The 14,188-nt window shown below is 62.9% G+C and carries 14 protein-coding genes; 11 read left to right on the forward strand and 3 right to left on the reverse strand.

The features are described 5' to 3' along the window. Positions 1 to 46 precede the first annotated feature (46 nt). The 4 genes from serS to IHE39_RS05725 all read left to right on the forward strand — a co-directional run bounded on the left by serS (position 47) and on the right by IHE39_RS05725 (position 4,228). Positions 47 to 1,351 carry a serine--tRNA ligase gene (gene serS, locus IHE39_RS05710; RefSeq protein ID WP_192565784.1) on the forward strand — a complete coding sequence of 435 codons (1,305 nt, stop codon included), beginning with the start codon at positions 47 to 49 and terminating at the stop codon, positions 1,349 to 1,351. 1 nt (position 1,352) lies between these two features. Beyond that, on the forward strand, positions 1,353 to 2,111 hold the full coding sequence (gene surE, locus IHE39_RS05715; RefSeq protein WP_192565785.1) for a 5'/3'-nucleotidase SurE: 759 nt from the start codon (positions 1,353 to 1,355) through the stop codon (positions 2,109 to 2,111). Then, complete coding sequence (locus IHE39_RS05720) at positions 2,108 to 2,761, forward strand: protein-L-isoaspartate(D-aspartate) O-methyltransferase (protein ID WP_192565786.1); 654 nt, start codon at positions 2,108 to 2,110, stop codon at positions 2,759 to 2,761. Before surE ends, IHE39_RS05720 begins: the two co-directional genes overlap by 4 nt. Before the next feature lie 180 nt (positions 2,762 to 2,941). Beyond that, positions 2,942 to 4,228 carry a peptidoglycan DD-metalloendopeptidase family protein gene (locus IHE39_RS05725; protein WP_184769091.1) on the forward strand — a complete coding sequence of 429 codons (1,287 nt, stop codon included), beginning with the start codon at positions 2,942 to 2,944 and terminating at the stop codon, positions 4,226 to 4,228. Between the two features lie 124 nt (positions 4,229 to 4,352). Here the strand turns inward: IHE39_RS05725 and IHE39_RS05730 are convergent, their stop codons facing one another. Continuing rightward, positions 4,353 to 5,225 (reverse strand): ATP-binding protein, encoded by an 873-nt coding sequence (locus IHE39_RS05730; protein WP_192565787.1) that lies wholly within the window; start codon positions 5,223 to 5,225, stop codon positions 4,353 to 4,355. Positions 5,226 to 5,405: 180 nt separating this feature from the next. Between IHE39_RS05730 and yajC the strand changes: the two genes are divergently transcribed. From yajC to IHE39_RS05760, 6 genes are all read left to right on the forward strand, one after another. Continuing rightward, positions 5,406 to 5,744: a preprotein translocase subunit YajC gene (gene yajC / locus IHE39_RS05735; RefSeq protein WP_184769093.1), complete on the forward strand. Its 339-nt coding sequence runs from the start codon at positions 5,406 to 5,408 to the stop codon at positions 5,742 to 5,744. A 51-nt stretch (positions 5,745 to 5,795) separates the two neighbouring features. Beyond that, on the forward strand, positions 5,796 to 8,357 hold the full coding sequence (gene secDF / locus IHE39_RS05740; RefSeq protein ID WP_184769094.1) for a protein translocase subunit SecDF: 2,562 nt from the start codon (positions 5,796 to 5,798) through the stop codon (positions 8,355 to 8,357). Further along, a complete protein-coding gene (locus tag IHE39_RS05745) occupies positions 8,358 to 8,747 on the forward strand; it encodes an Mth938-like domain-containing protein (protein ID WP_184769095.1) in 390 nt (129 codons plus the stop codon). A 34-nt stretch (positions 8,748 to 8,781) separates the two neighbouring features. Then, complete coding sequence (locus tag IHE39_RS05750) at positions 8,782 to 9,582, forward strand: phytoene/squalene synthase family protein (RefSeq protein ID WP_192565788.1); 801 nt, start codon at positions 8,782 to 8,784, stop codon at positions 9,580 to 9,582. A gap of 83 nt (positions 9,583 to 9,665) precedes the next feature. Beyond that, positions 9,666 to 10,103 carry a hypothetical protein gene (locus tag IHE39_RS05755; protein ID WP_192565789.1) on the forward strand — a complete coding sequence of 146 codons (438 nt, stop codon included), beginning with the start codon at positions 9,666 to 9,668 and terminating at the stop codon, positions 10,101 to 10,103. Then, on the forward strand, positions 10,103 to 11,104 hold the full coding sequence (locus IHE39_RS05760) for a sterol desaturase family protein (RefSeq protein WP_246485383.1): 1,002 nt from the start codon (positions 10,103 to 10,105) through the stop codon (positions 11,102 to 11,104). Before IHE39_RS05755 ends, IHE39_RS05760 begins: the two co-directional genes overlap by 1 nt. 216 nt (positions 11,105 to 11,320) lie before the next feature. Here the strand turns inward: IHE39_RS05760 and IHE39_RS05765 are convergent, their stop codons facing one another. Both IHE39_RS05765 and trmFO read right to left on the reverse strand, forming a co-directional pair. Continuing rightward, complete coding sequence (locus IHE39_RS05765) at positions 11,321 to 11,842, reverse strand: GNAT family N-acetyltransferase (RefSeq protein WP_192565790.1); 522 nt, start codon at positions 11,840 to 11,842, stop codon at positions 11,321 to 11,323. Between the two features lie 14 nt (positions 11,843 to 11,856). Then, entirely contained in the window at positions 11,857 to 13,266 is a 1,410-nt protein-coding gene (gene trmFO / locus IHE39_RS05770; RefSeq protein ID WP_192565791.1) for a methylenetetrahydrofolate--tRNA-(uracil(54)-C(5))-methyltransferase (FADH(2)-oxidizing) TrmFO, read from the reverse strand. A 90-nt stretch (positions 13,267 to 13,356) separates the two neighbouring features. Here trmFO and IHE39_RS05775 point away from each other — a divergent pair, with 90 nt between their 5' ends. Continuing rightward, positions 13,357 to 13,947: a hypothetical protein gene (locus tag IHE39_RS05775; RefSeq protein ID WP_192565792.1), complete on the forward strand. Its 591-nt coding sequence runs from the start codon at positions 13,357 to 13,359 to the stop codon at positions 13,945 to 13,947. Positions 13,948 to 14,188: the final 241 nt, after the last annotated feature.

A 14,188-nucleotide genomic window follows, 5' to 3' on the forward strand; every position in this document is an offset into this window, starting at 1 on the left:
GCCGTCGCGGTCGTTCGACCAACTGCCGCGACCGGAACCTTTTTAAATGCTTGATACCAAATGGATTCGCGAGAACCCTGAAGCTCTGATCGAAGCGCTGATGAAGCGCGGTCAATCGACGGATGCGGCCAAGTCGACGGTCGAGGACCTGATTGCCAGGGACGAGGCGCGCCGCGCCCATGTCTCCAAGCTGCAGGAGGCGCAGGAGCGCCGCAATGCCGCGTCCAAGGAAATCGGCAACGCCATGCGCAATGGTGATTCCGCCCTTGCCGAGAAGCTGAAGACCGAAGTCGCCGAGATTAAGGGCTTCATCCAGGACGGCGAAGGCCGCGAGCGCGAGCTCGACAAGGCGCTCGACGCAGCCCTTGCCGTGATCCCGAACGTGCCGTTTGAAGACGTGCCGGTTGGCCGGGACGAAACCGGCAATGTCGTGTTGCGCACGGTCGGCAAGGTGCTGCCGCGCCCGAACTGGGTCAAGGAGCATTTCGAGATCGGCGAGGCGCTCGGCCTGATGGATTTCGAGCGCGCCGCAAAGCTCTCCGGATCGCGCTTCACCGTGCTCAAGGGCCAGCTTGCCCGGCTCGAGCGCGCGCTCGGCCAGTTCATGCTCGACCTGCACACTTCGGAACACGGCTACATGGAAGTGCAGCCGCCGCTTCTGGTGCGCGACGAGGTGCTGTTCGGCACCAACCAGCTGCCGAAGTTCGAGGAGGACCTGTTCTTCGTGCCGCATGGCGACAGCCGGCTCGGCCTGATCCCGACCGCAGAGGTGCCGCTGACCAATCTGGTGCGTGAGGAAATTCTGGCAAACGAGCAGCTGCCGCTGCGCATGACGGCGCTGACGCCTTGCTTCCGTTCGGAGGCTGGTTCGGCTGGTCGCGATACGCGCGGCATGCTGCGCCAGCACCAGTTCTACAAGGTCGAGCTGGTTTCGATCGTTGATGCCGAAAGCGCGCTCGCCGAGCATGACCGCATGACCGAATGCGCCGAAGAGGTGCTCAAGCGCCTCGGCCTGCCGTTCCGTACCATGGTGCTGTGTACCGGCGACATGGGCTTCGGCGCGCGCAAGACCCACGATATCGAGGTCTGGCTTCCCGGCCAGAATACCTATCGCGAGATTTCGTCCTGCTCGGTTTGCGGCGACTTCCAGGCGCGCCGCATGGACGCCCGCTACCGTCCGAAGGAAGAGAAGGGCACGCGTTTTGTGCACACGCTCAACGGTTCGGGCGTCGCCGTCGGCCGCGCGCTGATCGCCGTCATCGAGAATTACCAGAACGAGGATGGCAGCGTAACGATTCCTGAAGCGCTGCTGCCTTATATGGGTGGCCTGACCAAGATCGAAGCGAAGTGACATGCGCATTCTGCTGACCAACGACGACGGCATCCACGCCGAAGGCCTTGCTGTCCTGGAGCGGATCGCCAACCAGCTGTCGGACGACGTCTGGGTGGTGGCACCGGAGACCGACCAGTCGGGCTATGCGCATTCGCTGTCGATCTCGGAGCCGCTTCGGCTGCGCAAGATCAGCGACAAGCACTATGCGGTCAACGGCACGCCGACCGATTGCGTCATCATGGGCGCACGCAAGATCCTGCCCGAGCCGCCGGACCTGATCCTGTCGGGCATCAATTCGGGCCTCAATGTCGCCGACGACGTGACCTATTCGGGGACCGTGGCGGGTGCCATGGAAGGCGCGCTGATCGGCATCCGCTCGATTGCGTTGAGCCAGGCCTACATCTACGAAAACGACGAGCGCATCGTGCCATACCAAACGGCCGAGGCGCTGGCGCCAGCGCTGCTGCGCAAGCTGATCGCCACCGAACTGCCGATCGGCGTCCTGCTCAACGTCAATTTCCCCAATTGCCCACCTGAAGAGGTCACCGGACCTGTGGTGGCGAGCCAGGGCAAGCTGGCCTACGGCATCTGGGTCGAGGAACGCCGCGACGGCCGCAGCCTGCCTTACTACTGGCTGCGTTTTGGACGCGATGAGCCGGAAGTGAAGCCCGGAACCGACCTGCATGCAGTGCGCAACAAGCAGATTTCGGTCACCCCGCTCAAGCTCGACATGACGGCGCATGAACTGCGCGATCAATTGGCCAAGGCTATTGCATGAACATGATGCCGGACGACCGTGAAGGCTTCGCCGCCTTTCTTCTTCGCCTGCGCGGGCGCGGCATCGTTCCGAAAAATCTGATCGCTGCCTTTGAGGCAACACCCCGGCGCGATTTTCTCGCCGGACAGTTCCATTCCATCGCCTGGACGGACCGCATGCTGCCGATCGAATGCGGCGAGGCGATCGAAGGTGCCGACCTGCAGACGGCGGTGATTTCCGCACTCAACCTCGAGCCTGGCAACCGCGTGCTCGAAGTCGGCACGGGTTCGGGCTACACGGCGGCTGTCATGGCGCGGCTGGCCGGCCGCGTCGTCACCGTCGAGCGCTTCAAGACGCTGACCGATCTGGCGCGCCAGCGCTTCGAGATGCTCGGCCTTGGCAACGCGCTGGTCCGCCAGGCCGACGGCTCGAACGGTTTGCCGGGTGAGGGGCCGTTTGATCGAATCGTCGTCTGGGCCGCCTTCGACAGCCATCCGCGCATGTTCGTCGACCAATTGTCGAGCGGCGGCACCATGATTGCGCCGATCGGCCCGGAGGAGGGCGAGCAGGTGCTTTGCAAGCTGACCAAGATTGGCAGCCGCTTCGAGCGCGAGGATCTTGGCGTCGTCCGCCTGCAGCCGCTGGCCCGCGGCGTCGCCGCCGTCATCTAGGCCAGCCACCACTACATCCTTGGCAATGTGCGCGCGAGCCGGGCTTCCAGCCTGCCCTCGGCGCGCGTCTGCTCACCGTCTGACGAAGCATTTGATTTATTTGATCCCCTTAACCGACCAGTAACATTAACGCGCTTTAATCAAGCCTAGTTGGTATCGGGTAAAGCGCGGGTCAGTGCGATGCGTTTCAGTATTTTGAAGGCGAATAAACGCTCTCTGGCGCGCGGTGGCGCCGTTCTGCTGGTTGCCGGCATGGCAGCAGGGTGCAGTTCCGGAGTGTCGCGATTTGGCGGCGGTGGTGTCGATGACATCTTCACCGCATCGACGCCGAACCAGCGTTCGATCATCAATAATCAGCCACAGCAGCAGCCGTTCCCTGGTGACGCCCAGATGGCAGCCCCGATGGCGTCGGCCAGTGCCGGATCGGTCAGCCGCGGCAGCCTGCAACCGGTGTCGTCGCAGCCTCTGCCGGCGCCTGTCGCCCAGGCGCCGGCACTTGCTCCGGCTCCCGTCCAGACGGCACAGGCTCCTGCATTGGCGCCTGCCGTCGATCGCACCACGACCGGTACAGTTGCTCAGCCGGCGACGGCGGATCAGAACACACTCAAGCTGCCGGGCAAGAATCCGCAGCCTGCCACCTTGCCAAGCAACAAGGTCGCGGTGCTGCCGCAGCAGCCCAAGACCAAGGAAGCCGCAACAGCGCAGCTCGGCTCGCCAGCGGATAACAACGCCAAGCCAGCAGGCGCCGGCGGCTACAAGGTCGTCGAGGGCGACACGCTCAACCGCATCGCCAAGAAGCTTGGCGTGACGACGACGGCACTGAAGGAGGCCAACAGCCTGCAGGACGGCCGAATCCGCATCGGCCAGACCTTGAAGGTGCCGGGTGCCGGTGCGACCTCGGCTGTTGCCAAGGCCACGCCCGCCGTTGATCCGGTGGTCACCGCAACCGCTGCCACGGCTGCTCCGAAGCCTGCCGTTGCCGCAGCCAAGCCTGCAGCCGCAGCTCCCGCAGTTGCTGCCTACACGCCGCCGAAGAAAGACAAGTTGGTGCAGCAGGCCGAGGAATCGGCCGAAGCAGCGCCGAACTCCACCGGCATCGACCGTATGCGCTGGCCGGTACGTGGTCGTGTCGTTGCCAACTACGGCAAGGGCGGCGGCAAGTCGAACGATGGTATCGACATCTCGGTGCCGGAAGGCACGCCGGTGAAGGCTGCCGAAAACGGCGTCGTCATCTATGCCGGCGACGGTCTCAAGGAATTCGGCAACACCGTTCTGGTGCGCCACGAGAATGGCCTCGTGACCGTCTATGGTCACGCAAGCTCGCTCAAGGTCCAGCGCGGCCAGAAGGTCAAGCGTGGCGACGAGATCGCACTTTCAGGCATGAGCGGTTCGACCGATGCGCCGAAGCTGCATTTCGAAGTGCGCAAGAACTCCACGCCGGTCGATCCGAGCGGCTACCTCGAATAGCCGATGCCAGGTTTGCGCATCGGGCCTGTTTTCGGGCCGATGCGGCAGCGAGGTGCCCTGACCTCCATCAGTCCCGCCATATCAGCCCGTCCCTGTCAGGGGCGGGCGTTTTCATTTGGAGGGTTCAGTCCTTGAGCGGCTTGCCGAGGCGTCCGGCAAGGTCCTGGATGAACTGCCAGGCGACGCGGCCTGAGCGGCTGCCGCGGGTCGTTGCCCATTCCAGCGCCTCGGCCCGCAAGGTCTCGGGATCATTGTCGAAGCCGTGGTAGCGGGCGTAGCCGTTGACCATGTCGAGATATTCGTCCTGCGAGCATTTGTGAAAGCCGAGCCACAGACCGAAGCGATCGGACAGCGAGACCTTTTCCTCGACGGCTTCCGACGGGTTGATGGCGGTCGAACGCTCGTTGTCGATCATGTCCCGGGGCAAAAGGTGCCTGCGGTTCGACGTCGCGTAGAAGATGACATTGTCTGGCCGGCCCTCGACGCCGCCTTCAAGTGCTGCCTTGAGCGACTTGTAGGAAGTGTCGTCATGGTCGAACGACAGGTCGTCGCAGAAAAGGATGAACCGGTAGTGCGCTGCCTTGAGCAGGTTCATGAGCTTGGGCAGCGTGTCGATATCCTCGCGATGGATCTCGATCAGCTTGAGCGGAGCTGCCGTCTTGCCCGAGGCGTTGATCGAGGCGTGTGCCGCCTTGACCAGCGACGACTTGCCCATGCCGCGTGCGCCCCATAACAGGACATTGTTGGCGGGCAGGCCGGCAGCGAAGCGCTCGGTGTTGTCGACGAGGATGTCGCGGACCCGGTCGACGCCCTTGATCAGGCCGATGTCGACGCGGTTGACTCGGTGTACGGGTTCGAGAAAGCCCGGATCGGACGCCCAGACATAGCAGTCTGCGGTGCTGATGTCTGTTTCGGGAACGGGCGGAGGCGCCAGCCTGGCTACCGCAGCGATCAGAAGATCCAGCTTGGAGTTGAGCGCTTCGATGGTCTTTTCCATGGCAATCCCGTTAGTCTCTAGCTATTACCTGTGCGCGACGCTGTAACACGCTCAAATTGCGCGGAAAAGCGCAGCGGCTTGGGCCAAGCGTAGTTGCATTGGTGGCATGAGCGACTATATTCCGCGCACATTTCCGGGGTTCCGATGTGCGGTATCCCGATACTTTCTCAGGAGACATTCATGTTCGTAACGCCGGCATACGCACAGGCCGCTGGAGCAACGCCCGACGTTCTCATCAGCATTTTGCCGTTTGTACTGATCTTCGTGGTCATGTATTTTCTGATCATCCGTCCGCAGCGCACGCAGCTCAAGAAGCGTGGCGAGATGCTCTCGGCGATCCGCCGCGGCGATACGGTCGTCACCGGCGGTGGTTTCGTCGGCAAGGTGAGCAAGGTCATCGACGACCATGAGCTCGAGATCGACCTGGGCAACGGTCTGAAGGTGACGGCGCTGCGTGCGACGATTTCCGACGTTCGGGTCAAGGGCGAGCCGATCGCCAACCAGAACGCCAAGAAATAACCGCTAGCGAGGCGACACGCACCGCTTTCTTGCCTTAACGGACGAGGCCAAATGCTCTATTTCTCGCGCTGGAAGACAATCTCGATCTGGGCCGCCGTGCTCCTCGGGATAATCTTCACCATCCCGAACATGCTGACCCAGTCTCAGCTCGATTCCCTTCCGGGGTGGTTTCCCAAGCGCGCGCTGACGCTTGGCCTCGACCTGCAGGGCGGTTCGCACATCCTGCTTTCGATCGACCGGCAGGACCTCGTCGATGAGCGCCTCCAGGCGACCCGCGACGACATCCGCACACTGCTGCGCGATGCCAAGATCGGTTACACCGGTCTGACCGGCACCGGCACTACCGTACAGGTGCGGATCACCGATCCGGCCGAGGTCGAGGCTGCCAAGACGGCACTTGCCGCGCTGGTGGCGCCGCTTTCGTCGGGCATGTTCGGCTCGGGTACGGTGAGCGAGCTGTCGCTCGAGGAGCCCGAGGCCGGCCTGCTGCGCTACACGCTGACCGACGCCGGCATCGACTATCGCGTCAACAATGCCGTCACCCAGTCGATCGAGGTCATCGGCCGCCGCGTCAACGAACTAGGCACCACCGAGCCGATCATCCAGCGTGCCGGTGCTGACCGCATCCTCGTGCAGGTTCCGGGCCTTCAGGACCCGACACGCCTCAAGGAAATTCTTGGCAAGACCGCCAAGCTGACCTTCCAGATGGTCGACCAGTCGATGTCGCCGCAGGATGCCCTGCAGGGCCGCCCGCCGGCAGGCTCGACGGTGATGTATTCGCAAGACGATCCGCCCGTTCCCTACCTGATCGAAAACCGCGTCATCGTGTCGGGTGAAAACCTCACCGATGCGCAGGCGACCTTCGACCAGCGTACGTCCGAGGCTGTGGTTTCGTTCCGCTTCGACGGCAAGGGCGCATCACGCTTCGGCCAGGCCACCCAGCAGGGCGTCGGCCGTCTGTTTGCTATCATCCTCGACAACCAGGTGATCTCGGCACCACGCATCAATGAGCCAATCCTCGGCGGTTCGGGCCAGATTTCCGGCAGCTTCACCGCCGAGAGCGCCAATGACCTTGCCGTGCTGCTGCGCGCCGGTGCATTGCCAGCCGACCTGACGATCGTTGAAGAGCGCACCGTCGGCCCAAGCCTTGGCGCCGACTCGATCGCCGCCGGCAAATTCGCCTCCGTAATCGCGGGCATCCTCGTCATTGGCTTCATGCTGGTTGCCTATGGCACACTTGGCATCATCGCCAACATTGCGCTGGCCGCCAACGTGGCGCTGATCATCGCGATCCTCTCCATCCTCGGCGCAACGCTGACGATGCCAGGCATCGCCGGTATCGTGCTGACCGTCGGCATGGCGGTCGACTCCAATGTCATCATCTACGAACGCGTGCGTGAAGAGCGGCAACTCGGCCGATCGCTGGTGCAGTCGCTCGATTCAGGTTTCTCGCGCGCGCTGGCGACCATCGTCGACGCCAACTTCACCACCTTCATTGCAGCGCTGATCCTGTTTTATCTCGGTTCAGGACCGGTTCGCGGTTTTGCGGTTACGCTTGCTATCGGTATCGTGACGACCGTCTTCACCGCCTTCACCCTGACCCGCTGGCTGGTTTCGATCTGGCTGCGCCGCGCCAAGCCCAAGGAACTGCCCAAGGGCCTGTTGCGTTTCGTTCCCGACAACACCTCGTATTCGTTCATGGCCTTGCGCCGCTACGCCTTTACGCTGTCCGCAGCGGCGTCGGTTGCGGCGATGACCTTGTTCTTCACCGTCGATATGAACTACGGAATCGATTTCAAGGGCGGCACCAGCCTCGAGGTCCAGGCCAAGAACGGTGAAGCCAACTCGTCCGAGGTGCGTGCGCGGTTGAGCGAACTCAACATCGGTGATGTTCAGGTCCAGGAATTCGGCTCCGCCAGCACGTTGCTGATCCGGGTCGAAGGCCAGAACGCCGGTGACAATGCCGAGCAGAGCGTGGTCGAGAAGGTGCGTGGCGAACTCGCCAACGACTATGACTTCCGCCGTGTCGAATCGGTCGGACCGACGGTTTCGAGCGAACTCGCCTTCTACGGAACGCTCGGCGTGGTGACCGCGATGCTGGCGATGCTGATCTACATCTGGTTCCGCTTCGAGTGGCAGTTCGGCCTAGGCGCGATCCTCGCCACCATCCACGACGTGACCATGATGGTCGGCCTCTATGTCATCACCGGCATCGAGTTCAACCTGACCAGTATCGCGGCGATCCTGACTATCGTCGGCTATTCGATCAACGATACCGTCGTCGTCTATGACCGCGTCCGTGAAAATCTGCGCAAGTACAAGAAGATGCCGATCGAGCAATTGCTTGACCTGTCGATGAACCAGACGCTGTCGCGTACGGTTCTGACCGGTCTGACCACGCTGCTCGCTCTGATTTCACTCTACCTGTTCGGTGGCGAGGTCATCCGGTCCTTCACGCTGGCAATGATCTTCGGCATCGTGGTCGGCACCTACTCGTCGATCTTCGTCGCTGGTCCGCTGCTCATCCTGTTCAGGCTGCGGCCTGAAGGGTTCGAGTCCGAGGACAAGGGCAAGCCGGCGGTGCCGGCTGGTGCCCAGCCGACCAAGTCGTAAGTGATGGCTGGACTGATCATTCGCGAGGCGCATTTCCCCGGGCGGGCACCCGTCGACGCCTATGGCGACGGCGGCTTCCGTTTCGCCGACATGTCGCATCGCGGATCGATCCTGTGTCTGCCATCGGGCATCTATGGCTGGCAGCCCGCTGACCCACTGGCACTCCAGCCTGCGGATTTCGAACGGCTGTTCGCCGAAGCCGGCGATGTTGAGATCCTGATCGTCGGCATGGGCAAGGAGTTACGCCGGCTGCCGGAAGCACTGCGTACCGCACTGAAGGTAACCAGGATTTCGGCCGATCCGATGTCGACGGGGGCTGCGGTGCGCACCTACAACGTCTTGCTTGCCGAAGACCGCGCAGTGGCGGCAGCTTTCATCGCTGTCGACTGACGTGCACCAAGCGAACGATCCGGCGAAGGCTCTGATGGATGCGGTGCGCGTTGCCGACCGCGACCGCTATCTCGCCGCACTCTATGCACCCGAAGACAAGCGCCCGGCACTTCTGGCGCTTTACGCCTTCAACGCCGAGATTGCGGCCATCCGCGACCGCGTCAGCGAGCCGATGCCGGGCGAGATCAGGCTGCAATGGTGGCGCGACATCATCGCGTCAGGCACCAAGCAACTGGGGGCAGGGCATCCGCTCGCCACAGCGCTGATGACGGCGATCGAAACCTATCGTCTGCCTGCTGCGGCCTTCGACAACTATCTCGAAGCTCGGATATTCGACCTCTACGATGATCCGATGCCCTCGCGCACCGATCTCGAGGGCTATTGCGGCGAGACCGCTTCGGCGATGATCCAACTGGCGGCCCTCATACTCGACGCGCCAGAGGCACCGAGGCACGCGGAGCTGTCCGGCCATGCCGGCTGCGCCCAGGCGATATCAGGATTGCTGCGGCTGCTGCCGAAGCATCGCGCACGCGGCCAATGCTACGTGCCCAAGGACATCCTTGCTGCTGCCGGCCTGACGCCGGAAGAGTTCGTCGCCGGCGGCCACGATCCCAGAGCGGCGGTTGCGGTCCAGGCGATGATCGCCCTGGCGCGCGAGCATCTCCGCGCCTTTGAACGGGGCGCCAAGGCGCTGCCGGCCACGTTGCGGCCGGCCTTCCTGCCCTTGTCGCTGACGCCTGCCTATCTCGACCGTGTCGAGCGCGGCAAGGATGGCATGTCCACGCTGCGCAAGCATTTCACCATACTCGCGACCGCTTCCCGCGGCTGGCGCTAGACTGTCGTTGACGTAAACGTCAACGATGCTAGTCTGCCGAAGAAATCGCCCCAATGCGCGGTTTCGGGAGGATATTTAGTATCATGAGCCTGTCAGTTCTGGTGGCGATGGTCGTCGTCGGCATAGCCGCCGTGGTCGCCGCCGTGCATCTCAGCGGCGGTAGCGCCAAGGCGCGATTGTCGGGCACCGACCATGCACTTGACCGATTTGCCGCGGATTTTCCTGACAGCACCACCCGCGCGGTGTTCCTGACCGAGGGCAGCGAGGCAGCTTTCCTGCTGCTCGACAATGACGCCGTCGGCATCGTCCGCGGCATCGGCGACAAGTTCCTCACCCGCATCGTGGCAGGGGCCGACGTCGTCGCCCTCAGCGCCCTTGACGACACGACCGTCTCGCTTCGCTTGCGCGACTTCACCTGGAAGGGCGGCGATTTCCGGTTCGCAGATACGGAGGCAGCCGGCGCCGTAGTGGCAACGCTTTCGGGACATGTCGGCGCATATGGCACCAGAGAGAATGGGTGATGGACAGTTATGACTTTCCCAAGGTGACGGAACTTGCGATTCCGTTCTTCGTGGTAGCGATCCTGATCGAGCTTTGGCTGGTCCGCACCGGGCGGGCGAAAGGCGCTTTCGAAACCCGTGACACGTTGACCAGCCTGATGATGGGCACCGGCAACGTGGTCGCCGGCTTGCTGCTCGGCGTTGTGTCTTACTGGGCGCTGCTCTGGGTCTGGCAATTCAGGTTCTTCGACCTCGGCTTGTCGGTCTGGGTCTTCATCGCCGCTTTCCTGCTCGATGACATGCGTTACTACTGGTACCACCGCATCGCTCACCGCGTGCGCTGGGTCTGGGCCGAGCACGTCAACCACCACTCGAGCCAGCATTACAATCTGTCCACCGCGCTCAGGCAGAGCTGGACCGGGTTGTTCACCGGCATGTTCATCCTGCAGGTACCACTGGTCCTGCTCGGCTTCCATCCGGCGGTCATCGCTTTCGTCTTCGGCTTCAATCTCGTCTGGCAGTTCTGGATCCACACCGAGGCGATCGGCAGGATGTGGGCGTGGTTCGAGTTCATTTTCAACACGCCGTCGCATCATCGGGTGCATCACGCCACCAACCCACGCTATCTCGACGCCAACTTTGCCGGCACGCTGATTATCTGGGACCGCATGTTCGGCACCTTCGTCGAGGAGAGGGAGGAGGACCTGCCGCGCTACGGTATCGTCCACAACATCGGCACCTTCAATCCGGTCCGTGTCGCCTTCCACGAATGGATCGGCATGTTCAAGGATGCGGCCGCGCCCGGGCTTAGCCTGCGGCAGCGGCTGGGCTACCTGTTCATGCCGCCGGGGTGGAGCCATGACGGTTCGCGCGAAACATCGGAGAGCCTGAAGGTTGCCTATGTCAGGCGCAATCCCGAAGAGGCCGGCAAGCCCGGGCTGCCGGGATGGAACACAAGAAGCGAGCTTGATTCTGGAGCTGCCGATGAAGCGGCTGACGCGCGACGTCGTGGCGCTGGGTAGCAGGCCGCCTGCGACCCAAAGGGGACACCACCCAGACGATCGCTCTCGGATACAATTGACTACTTCAAGAACTGATGCACATTTTGTGCGCCTCACCGCTCGGGGGGCGATGGCAATGCCTGTTGAAGCCTTCCCGTCGTGCTTCTGGCGGCGGTCATGCATGCCATTTGGAACGCGCTTCTGAAGGCAGGTGGCGACCGGGGGCTAACGCCGGCGTCATGCACCTTCTGCGTGCTGGTCGCGTCCGGTAAAAAAGAAGAAGCGGTCGAGGCCGCGAGCATTGACGTAGGAACGGACGTCGCGATGCAGGCGTTTGGCAACGCTTGCCGAGGCGACATTGTCGGGGGCGACGATCGAGCCGATTTCCAATTCGTTCGTTGCGGCAAAGCCGTATGCCATCGCCGCGCGCGCGGCTTCGAGTGCGATGCCGCGACCGCGCCATGCCGGTGCGACATGGTAGCCGATTTCGAGCGCGCGCGGTCCGCCGATATCCTGCCAGGTCGGACCGCAATCACCGATCAGCGCACCGCTTGCCTTGTCGATGATCGCCCACAGGCCGAACCCGTCGCGCTGGTAGCGGTCAAGATTCCTTGCGATCCATTCGCCCGCGGCACTTTCGGTCGTCATCTCGGGGTAGAAGTGTCGGGCGTAGTCGTCGGCGAAGACCGCCAGGATCTCCGCCGAATCGCCAGCTTGCATCTCCCTCAAGATCAGACGCGCGGTCTCGGGAGGAACCATCTTGTGCCCCGTTGCTATTCCGCCGCTTGTGCCGCTTCGGCGATGCCAAGCCAGGCGCGACAGTCGACGAGCGCGCGCCCGGTCATCGCTTTTTTCTTGGCGACGGTCTTTTCCTTGCCGCGCAGGCGCTTGCCTTCGACTTTTGGCGCTTCCATAACCGGGAACAGGCCGAAATTGACGTTCATTGGTTGGAACGAGCGCTTGCCCGGCTCATCGTCCGATACGATGTGGCCGCCGGTGATGTGGTTGAGCAGCGCGCCGAAGGCGGTGGTGACGGGCGGAGCGCTGATTTGCTGTCCCAGACGTTCGGCAGCAGCGAAGCGGCCGGCCAAGAGGCCGATGGCAGCACTTTCGACATAACCCTCGCAGCCGGTGATCTGGCCGGCGAAACGCAGGCCGTGCCGCGACTTGAGCTGCAGAGTCGGGTCGAGCAAGGTCGGCGAGTTGAGGTACGTGTTGCGGTGCAGGCCGCCGAGACGGGCGAATTCGGCATTTTCCAGGCCCGGAATCATGCGCAGCACGTCGACCTGCTCGCCATGCTTCAGCTTGGTCTGGAAACCGACCATGTTGTAGAGCGTGCCCAGTGCATTGTCCTGACGCAGCTGGACAACCGCATAGGCTTTGACAGTCGGATTGTGGGCGTTGGTCAGGCCCATCGGCTTCATCGGGCCGTGGCGCAAGGTTTCGCGGCCACGCTCGGCCATCACTTCGATCGGCAGGCAGCCGTCGAAATAGGGCGTGCCTTCCCACTGTTTGAACTCGGTCTTCTGGCCATCGAGCAACGCCTGGACGAAGGCATCGTACTGTTCCTTGTCCATCGGGCAGTTGATGTAGTCCTTGCCGGTGCCGCCGGGGCCGACCTTGTCGTAGCGCGACTGGAACCAGCAGACATTCATGTCGATACTGTCGAAATGGATGATCGGCGCAATCGCATCGAAAAAGGCAAGCGCGTCAGCGCCGGTGCTGGCGGCGATGGCTTCGGCCAGCGACGGTGCGGTCAGTGGGCCGGTGGCGATGATCGTCTGATCCCAGTCCTCAGGCGGCAGGCCGGTGATTTCCTCGCGCACGATGGTGATCAACGGATGCGCATCGAGCCGGGCTGTGACGGCATTGGAAAAGCCGTCGCGGTCGACGGCGAGCGCGCCGCCGGCCGGAACCTGATTGGCGTCGCCGGCGCTCATGATCAGCGAGCCGGCGAGCCGCATTTCGGCGTGCAATAGGCCAACAGCGTTGGTTTCGGCGTCATCCGAACGGAACGAGTTGGAACAGACCAACTCGGCTAGGCCATCGGTCTTGTGCGCGTCGGTGCCGCGCACCCCGCGCATTTCATGCAGGATGACCGGCACCCCGGCCGAAGCCACCTGCCATGCCGCTTCCGATCCGGCGAGACCGCCGCCGATGATGTGAATAGGTTTTGTGCTCATCGCGCCGGAATAATCCCTTGGCTAAGGGAATGCAACGATGGGGCGGCTTGCGAGTTGCACCCGATGCGGGACAGTCACTAGGATATCACCATGACGAGACGTTCGATCACCCTGTTTGCCGGCCTCGTTTCCGTCATGGTCGGCGGTCCAGCCACGGATCGTGCCGCTGCCGCAGTGGCCATCGACATCTGCCATGGTTATGGCTGCGCGTTTCGTTCGCGCCTCGATCTTGGCGCCGGCGAAGACAGAAAATTCGCGTCGATCCTTTCTGCCGGCCGCGCTTCGCCCGAAGCCGAGCGCAAGGCGATCGCCAAGGCGGTCAGCTATTTCGAGAAGCGGGCGCAACAGGTGACCGGCGTACGCGACCAGCCACGTTCGGAGTTCGGCGCCTCGAAAATTCGGGGGCAGATGGATTGCGTCGACGAGTCAAGCAACACTGATGCGCTGCTGCGCTATCTCGCGCGTCGCGGCCTGCTCAGGCACCACAAGGTTGAAGCCAGGGATTCCAGGGGTTTCCTGCTCGATGGCCGCTATCCGCACTGGACGGCGGTAATCCGGGCACCCGACGGCGTCAAATGGGTGGTCGATTCCTGGTATGCACCAATGGGTGGCGCGCCCGACATCATTCGGCTCGGCGACTGGAAGTCACGCGGCGTGCTGGAAAGCGGTGCGCTTAACTAGACCGGATTTCTCTAGAGGTCGAAGGCCTGAACCAGGCTCCAAAACGACAACACCCGCCGGGGGAGGACCGGCGGGTGTCGTTTTGGGTGGTCAGCTTATCGGGAGGAAGAAGCTGACCTATTCGCCGTTGTCGGGGAGGAGGTCGACGCAGGCTGAATTCTGTTCGCCAGTCAAAGAGAACTGGGCTCTCGGGGTAACAACACCTGCCGGGGGAGGAGGTCCGGCAGGTGTCGTTTTGGGT

The organism is Aminobacter carboxidus (genome assembly GCF_014863355.1).
In the GTDB taxonomy this organism is placed as follows: Bacteria; Pseudomonadota; Alphaproteobacteria; order Rhizobiales; family Rhizobiaceae; genus Aminobacter; species Aminobacter carboxidus.

Excerpts from the sequence above, each read along its gene's own strand:
- IHE39_RS05720 (WP_192565786.1), top strand. The coding sequence starts at position 2,108 with ATGAACATGATGCCGGACGACCGTGAAGGCTTCGCCGCCTTTCTTCTT.
- IHE39_RS05775 (WP_192565792.1), top strand. The coding sequence starts at position 13,357 with ATGACGAGACGTTCGATCACCCTGTTTGCCGGCCTCGTTTCCGTCATG.
- IHE39_RS05730 (WP_192565787.1), bottom strand. The coding sequence starts at position 5,225 with ATGGAAAAGACCATCGAAGCGCTCAACTCCAAGCTGGATCTTCTGATC.
- serS (WP_192565784.1), top strand. The coding sequence starts at position 47 with ATGCTTGATACCAAATGGATTCGCGAGAACCCTGAAGCTCTGATCGAA.
- IHE39_RS05755 (WP_192565789.1), top strand. The coding sequence starts at position 9,666 with ATGAGCCTGTCAGTTCTGGTGGCGATGGTCGTCGTCGGCATAGCCGCC.
- trmFO (WP_192565791.1), bottom strand. The coding sequence starts at position 13,266 with ATGAGCACAAAACCTATTCACATCATCGGCGGCGGTCTCGCCGGATCG.
- IHE39_RS05760 (WP_246485383.1), top strand. The coding sequence starts at position 10,103 with ATGGACAGTTATGACTTTCCCAAGGTGACGGAACTTGCGATTCCGTTC.
- IHE39_RS05750 (WP_192565788.1), top strand. The coding sequence starts at position 8,782 with ATGGATGCGGTGCGCGTTGCCGACCGCGACCGCTATCTCGCCGCACTC.
- secDF (WP_184769094.1), top strand. The coding sequence starts at position 5,796 with ATGCTCTATTTCTCGCGCTGGAAGACAATCTCGATCTGGGCCGCCGTG.
- IHE39_RS05725 (WP_184769091.1), top strand. The coding sequence starts at position 2,942 with ATGCGTTTCAGTATTTTGAAGGCGAATAAACGCTCTCTGGCGCGCGGT.
- IHE39_RS05765 (WP_192565790.1), bottom strand. The coding sequence starts at position 11,842 with ATGGTTCCTCCCGAGACCGCGCGTCTGATCTTGAGGGAGATGCAAGCT.
- yajC (WP_184769093.1), top strand. The coding sequence starts at position 5,406 with ATGTTCGTAACGCCGGCATACGCACAGGCCGCTGGAGCAACGCCCGAC.
- surE (WP_192565785.1), top strand. The coding sequence starts at position 1,353 with ATGCGCATTCTGCTGACCAACGACGACGGCATCCACGCCGAAGGCCTT.